The sequence below is a fragment of the Streptomyces panacea genome, from assembly GCF_040560175.1.
GTDB classification, from domain to species: Bacteria; Actinomycetota; Actinomycetes; order Streptomycetales; family Streptomycetaceae; genus Streptomyces; species Streptomyces panacea.
In genome coordinates this window covers 1-5,729 of record NZ_JARJHW010000289.1, presented here as the reverse complement: position 1 = coordinate 5,729, position 5,729 = coordinate 1, and the positions used below count along the sequence as shown (strand labels likewise).

The following is a 5,729-nucleotide window of genomic DNA, read 5'->3' as shown; positions in this document are numbered from 1 at the left end:
GCGGCACCTCGCCGCGTTGTCGGAGTCGGCCGAGTACGCCCGGTACGAGGCCGGTCCTCCGCCTTGCGATGTACCGCACCAGACGCCGCGGGCCCCGCCCTGCGGGCGGACGGCGCTACTTCGAAGACACGACCTAGTTCCTCCTCCGCGACGCACCGCACCACACGCCGCAGGCCGGGCGGGACTTCGCCGACACGCCCCGGGGTCACGACACCCCGTCGCCACCCGTCAGGTCCGGCATCTCCGCCGCCACGCGCAGTCTGCCGAACTCCTCCGCCATCGTCCGCGCCGTCCAGTGCGCGTTCAGACCGCTCGGGTTGGGCAGTGCCCAGATCCGGGTCGTGCCGATCGTTCTCGTCTGCGGGCCGATCACCGCGCGCCGGTCGTCGAAGGCCGTGCGGTACGCGGTGATGCCCACGACCGCCAGCCAGCGGGGCCGTAGCCGCTCCACCCTCGCCACCAGGAGCCGGCCGCCCTCGCGGAACTCCTCGTCGCTCAGCTCGTCGGCCCGCGCCGTCGCCCGTGCCACGACGTTGGTGATGCCGAGGCCGTAGCCGGGCAACTCGCCCTGCTCCGACGGCGCCAACTGCCGCGGGGTGAAGCCCGAGAGCCGCAGCACCGGCCAGAAGCGGTTGCCCGGCCGGGCGAAGTGGTGGCCCGTCGCCGCCGACATCAGGCCGGGGTTGATGCCGCAGAAGAGCACACCCAGATCCGCCGCGGCCACGTCGGGAATGACGCGGCCGCGGGCGGCGGCAAGCTCCTCCGGCTTCATCTCGCCGGCGTCAGAGGATCGACCCGGGCGTGTATCCGGCGGCCTCGGGGTGCCGCTTCACGATCTCCTCGATCCGGGCGACCACCGCCGCGACCTGGTCTCCCGCCGCACCGGTGAACGACAGCTTGTCGGCCATCAAGACGTCCAACTGGCCCCGGTCCAGCGGCATCCGCTCGTCGGACGCGAGCTTGTCCAGCAGTTCGTTGCGCTCCGCGCCCCGCTCCCGCATCGCGAGCGCGGAGGCGACGGCGTGCTCCTTGATGACCTCGTGCGCGGCCTCCCGGCCGACCCCCGCGCGTACGGCGGCCATCAGGACCTTCGTCGTCGCCAGGAACGGGAGGTAGCGGTCCAGCTCGCGGGCGACGACCGCCGGGAACGCCCCGAACTCGTCGAGCACCGTCAGGAACGTCTCCAGCAGCCCGTCGAACGCGAAGAACGCGTCCGGCAGCGCCACCCGCCGTACGACGGAGCACGACACGTCGCCCTCGTTCCACTGGTCGCCCGCCAGCTCGCCCGTCATCGACGCGTAGCCGCGCAGGATCACCATCAGCCCGTTGACGCGCTCGCAGGAGCGGGTGTTCATCTTGTGCGGCATCGCGGACGAGCCGACCTGGCCCGGCTTGAAGCCCTCGGTGACCAGTTCGTGCCCGGCCATCAGCCGGATCGTCTTCGCCACCGACGAGGGACCGGCGGCCAGTTGCACCAGCGCGGTCACCACGTCGTAGTCCAGCGAACGCGGATACACCTGGCCGACCGAGACGAACGCGTGGCCGAAGCCCAGATGCCCCGCGATCCGGCCCTCCAGGTCCGCGAGCTTCGCCGTGTCACCGCCGAGCAGGTCCAGCATGTCCTGCGCCGTGCCGACCGGGCCCTTGATGCCGCGCAGCGGATAGCGGGCGAGCAGGTCCTCAAGACGGCCGTACGCGACCAGCAACTCGTCCGCGGCCGTCGCGAAACGCTTGCCGAGGGTCGTCGCCTGCGCGGCGACGTTGTGCGAGCGGCCCGCCATGACCAGCTCCGCGTACTCCCCGGAGAGCTTCCCCAGGCGCGCGAGCACCGCCACCGTGCGGTCGCGCATCAGCTCCAGCGAGAGCCGGACCTGCAACTGCTCGACGTTCTCCGTCAGATCCCGCGACGTCATGCCCTTGTGGACCTGCTCATGACCGGCGAGCGCGTTGAACTCCTCGATCCGCGCCTTCACGTCGTGGCGGGTGACCTTCTCGCGCTCGGCGATCGACGCCAGGTCGACCTGGTCGAGCACCCGCTCGTAGTCGGCGAGCGCGGATTCGGGCACCTCGATGCCGAGATCCCGCTGGGCCCGCAGCACGGCGAGCCACAGCTGCCGCTCCAGCCTCACCTTCTGCTCGGGGGACCAGAGCACGGCCAGCTCCGCCGAGGCGTAGCGGCCGGCGAGGACGTTGGGGATACGGGGCTTCACAGACGCAGCAGTCACGTGAGCGGATTCTACTTGGCGGTTCCCGCAGGTCCGAGCCGCGCCCGCGTTCGTACGTTGCTACAGAGGGCGCCCGGGTGCCCTACGCCTGTTCGTGCCGCGCGCCCGCGTCGCCCGGCAGCGGCTCGTACGGCAGCAGCTCCGGCCGCTTCGGCGGCCTGCCGTCCCCCGACGACCGGCCCGTCAGCCGCCGGCCGATCCACGGCCCCAGATACTGCCGTGCGAACCGCGCGTCCCCCGTGCGCCGCATCAGCCAGCCCACGGGCAGATCGGGTGCCAGCTCCGCGCGCCAGTCGTCCGCCGGTTCCATGCCCAGCCGCTGCCACACCGCCTCGGCGACCCTGCGGTGGCCGTCGGCGGTCAGATGCAGCCGGTCCACGTCCCACATGCGCTGCTCGCCGAGGACGCTCGCCCCGTACAGATCGACCACCAACGCGCCGTGCCGGGCGCCCAGCTCGTCGATGAACGAGAAAAGCCTCTCCCAGCGGGGCCGGAACCGCTCCATCACCGCACCCCGGCGGGCGGGGCTGCGCATCAGGACCAGCTGCCCGCAGGTGGGTGCGAGGCGTTCCACCGCCTCCTCCAGCTGCCCGAGGACCAGACCCGCGTCGTACTTGGGACGCAGGGTGTCGTTCAGGCCGCCGACCAGCGTCACGACGTCCGCCCGCATCGCGGCCGCGGCGTCCACCTGCTCGTCGAGGATCTGGCCGATGAGCTTGCCGCGTACGGCGAGATTCGCGTACCGGAAACCGGGCGTACGGTCGGCGAGACGGGCGGCGAGCAGATCGGCCCAGCCCCGGTACGAACCGTCCGGCTGGAGGTCGGACATCCCCTCGGTGAACGAGTCCCCGAGCGCGACCAGACTGGTGTAAGTGGCGTTCTTCTCCATGGCGTCAGCGATCGTATCGCGCGCCGGTGCCGCGCCCGGACCGGCCCTCAGGCCCCCTGCGCGTGCCTCCCGACCAGCTCGCGCAGCACGTCCTCCATCGTCACCAGACCCTCCAGCTTGCCGTCCTCGTCCAGCACGGCGGCCAGATGCGTACGGCTGCGGCGCATCGCCGTCAGGACGTCGTCCATCGGGGTGTCCGCCCGCACCTGGGCGATCGCCCGCATCCCGGCCACCTCGAACGCCTCGTCGCGCGGCATCGCGTCCAGGGCGTCCTTCACATGCAGATAGCCGAGGATCCGCCGGGACTCGTCCACCACCGGGAAACGGGAGAACCCGGACTCCGCCGCCAGCGCCTCCAGCTCCTCGGGAGTGATCCCCACCCGCGCCGTCACGACCCGCTCCAGCGGCATGACCACGTCCCGCACCGGCCTGCGCCCCAGCTCCAGCGCGTCGTGCAGCCGCTCGGCGGCGCGGTCGTCGAGCAGCCCCGCGTCACCGGCGTCCGTGACCATCCGGGCCAGCTCGGCGTCGGTGAACGTCGCCGACACCTCGTCCTTGGTATCCACGCGCAGCAGCCTCAGCAGCACATTGGCGAACGCGTTGACCGTGAAGATCACCGGTCGCAGCGCGCGGGCCAGTCCCACCAGCGCCGGGCCGAGGATCAGCGCCGTACGGACCGGTTCGGCCAGGGCGATGTTCTTGGGCACCATCTCGCCGAGCAGCATGTGCAGATACGTCGCCACGGCGAGCGCGATGACGAACGAGACGGGGTGCACCACCCCGTGCGGCACGCCCACCGCGTCGAAGACGGGCTCCAGCAGATGAGCGATGGCGGGCTCGGCGACGATGCCCAGCACCAGCGTGCACAGCGTGATGCCGAGCTGCGCGGCGGCGAGCATCGCCGACACGTGCTGGAGCCCCCACAGGACGCTGCGCGCCCGCCGGTCGCCCTCCTCGGCGGCGGGCTCGATCTGGCTGCGGCGGACCGAGATCAGGGCGAACTCCGCGCCGACGAAGAAGGCGTTCACGACCAGGGTCAGCAGGCCGACGAGCAGTTGGATCGCGATCATCGTCCCGCCCCCCTGCCGTGGTCCTCGTCCGTGTCCTCTTCGCCGCGGGGCCTCGGCAGGGGCGCGTGCAGCAGTACGCGGGCGGCGCGCCGCCCCGACGCGTCGACCACGTCGACACGCCAGCCGCCCAGTTCCACGCGGTCGCCCTCGACGGGAATCCGCCCCAGCTCCGTGGCGACGAGCCCGGCCAGCGTCTCGTACGGCCCTTCGGGCGCCCGCAGCCCAATGTCCCACAGCTGGTCGAAGCGCGTGGCGCCGTCGGCCGACCACAGATCGCGGCCGTCGGCGTCCTCCCCGGCACGGGCCAGGTCCGACGTCTCGTGCGGGTCGTGCTCGTCGCGCACCTCGCCGACGACCTCCTCGACGATGTCCTCCAGCGTCACCACACCGGCGGTGCCGCCGTACTCGTCGATCACGACCGCCATGGTGCGGCTGCCGGAGAGCCGGTCCAGCAGGCGGTCCACGGTCAGCGACTCCGGTACGAGCAGGGGCTCACGCATCACCTCGGACACCCTCGTACGGCCGCGGCGCGCGTCGGGGACCGTCAGCACGTCCTTGATGTGGGCGACGCCCACGACGGTGTCGAGGCTGTCGTGGTAGACGGGGAAGCGGGAGAGTCCGGTGGCGCGGGTGGCGTTGGCGACGTCCTCGGCGGTGGCCTGCAGGTCGAGCGCGGTGACCTGCACGCGCGGCGTCATCACGTTCTCCGCGGTCAGCTCGGCGAGATTGAGGGTCCGCACGAACAGCTCGGCGGTGTCCGCCTCCAGCGCGCCCTCCTTGGCGGAGTGCCGGGCGAGGGCGACCAGCTCCCGCGGGCCGCGGGCGGAGGCCAGTTCCTCGGTGGGCTCCAGGCCCAGGCGCCGTACGAGACGGTTCGCCGTGTTGTTGAGATGGCTGATGAACGGCCGGAAGGCCCCGGTGAAGACCCGCTGCGGCGTGGCGACAACCTTGGCGACCGCGAGCGGCGAGGAGATGGCCCAGTTCTTGGGGACCAGCTCGCCCACGACCATCAGGACGACCGTCGACAGGGCCGTACCGATGACCAGCGCCAGCGACGACGCCACGGACGGTGAGAAGCCGATCGCCTCGACGGGGCCGCGGATCAGCTTCGCCACGGACGGCTCGGCGAGCATGCCGACGACCAGATTGGTCACCGTAATGCCCAACTGGGCGCCCGAGAGCTGGAAGGTGAGGCTGCGTACGGCCTTCATGGCACTGGCAGCGCCACTCTCGCCGCGCTCGACCGCCCGTTCGAGGTCGCCGCGCTCGACCGTCGTCAGGGAGAACTCGGCGGCGACGAAGGCCCCGCAGGCGAGCGCGAGCAGCACCGCCACGAGGAGCAGGAGCACTTCGGTCATCGGGTCGTCACCTCCGTCCCATGGTCGGTCAGGGGGCGGCGGGCGGCGCGATATCCGCGGCTGTCGGTGGGGCCGTCGGTGGTGCGAATGCGGGGAGGCTCGCCCATGGGCGGACGCTCACACCTCTCGGTCGTCGGCGGTCGGGGCCACGCCCGGTGTCCGTCCCCGGGCGAGCGGCCCATGCTAG

Annotated in this window: 5 protein-coding genes; all 5 read right to left on the bottom strand. The window is 72.1% G+C overall.

Annotation, left to right across the window (positions count from 1 at the left end; all coding sequences use genetic code 11):
* Positions 1-205: 205 nt before the first annotated feature.
* The 5 genes from mug to P3L51_RS34620 all read right to left on the bottom strand — a co-directional run bounded on the left by mug (position 206) and on the right by P3L51_RS34620 (position 5,542).
* Entirely contained in the window at positions 206-772 is a 567-nt protein-coding gene (gene mug, locus P3L51_RS34640; RefSeq protein ID WP_354609338.1) for a G/U mismatch-specific DNA glycosylase, read from the bottom strand.
* 10 nt (positions 773-782) lie between these two features.
* On the bottom strand, positions 783-2,225 hold the full coding sequence (purB, locus tag P3L51_RS34635) for an adenylosuccinate lyase (RefSeq protein ID WP_354609337.1): 1,443 nt from the start codon (positions 2,223-2,225) through the stop codon (positions 783-785).
* Positions 2,226-2,307: 82 nt separating this feature from the next.
* Positions 2,308-3,114: an SGNH/GDSL hydrolase family protein gene (locus P3L51_RS34630; RefSeq protein ID WP_354609336.1), complete on the bottom strand. Its 807-nt coding sequence runs from the start codon at positions 3,112-3,114 to the stop codon at positions 2,308-2,310.
* Between the two features lie 47 nt (positions 3,115-3,161).
* On the bottom strand, positions 3,162-4,184 hold the full coding sequence (locus P3L51_RS34625; RefSeq protein ID WP_354609335.1) for a hemolysin family protein: 1,023 nt from the start codon (positions 4,182-4,184) through the stop codon (positions 3,162-3,164).
* The gene (locus P3L51_RS34620; protein WP_354609334.1) at positions 4,181-5,542 is read right to left on the bottom strand and encodes a hemolysin family protein; all 1,362 of its coding nucleotides are present in this window, start codon (positions 5,540-5,542) and stop codon (positions 4,181-4,183) included. The genes P3L51_RS34625 and P3L51_RS34620 overlap by 4 nt, the downstream gene beginning before the upstream one ends.
* Positions 5,543-5,729 lie beyond the last annotated feature (187 nt).

Excerpts from the sequence above, each read along its gene's own strand:
- P3L51_RS34630 (WP_354609336.1), bottom strand. The coding sequence starts at position 3,114 with ATGGAGAAGAACGCCACTTACACCAGTCTGGTCGCGCTCGGGGACTCG.
- mug (WP_354609338.1), bottom strand. The coding sequence starts at position 772 with ATGAAGCCGGAGGAGCTTGCCGCCGCCCGCGGCCGCGTCATTCCCGAC.
- P3L51_RS34620 (WP_354609334.1), bottom strand. The coding sequence starts at position 5,542 with ATGACCGAAGTGCTCCTGCTCCTCGTGGCGGTGCTGCTCGCGCTCGCC.
- P3L51_RS34625 (WP_354609335.1), bottom strand. The coding sequence starts at position 4,184 with ATGATCGCGATCCAACTGCTCGTCGGCCTGCTGACCCTGGTCGTGAAC.